This is a genomic window from Achromobacter sp. DH1f (genome assembly GCF_000633435.1).
Classification (GTDB): Bacteria; Pseudomonadota; Gammaproteobacteria; order Burkholderiales; family Burkholderiaceae_B; genus Achromobacter; species Achromobacter deleyi.
In genome coordinates this window covers 1-213 of record NZ_AYMF01000124.1, presented here as the reverse complement: position 1 = coordinate 213, position 213 = coordinate 1, and the positions used below count along the sequence as shown (strand labels likewise).

General features: G+C 70.9%; 1 pseudogene. It reads left to right on the top strand.

The window, feature by feature from the left end:
- Positions 1-213 (top strand): annotated as a pseudogene (locus U858_RS0133350) (ABC transporter permease); the annotation flags it as partial.

Below are 213 nucleotides of genomic sequence, written 5' to 3'. Positions count from 1 at the left end.
GGTGCAGCTGGGCTGGCTGCCGGGCTTTGGCCGCGGCGACACGGTGCGCATCGGCGGCTGGACCACGGGCCTGTTGACGCCGTCCGGCCGCGCCGCGCTGGTGCTGCCGTCCATCACCCTGGCGCTGTTCCAGATCACGCTCATCATGCGGCTGGTGCGGGCCGAGATGCTGGAAACGCTGCGGACCGAATTCATCAAGTTCGCCCGCGCCCG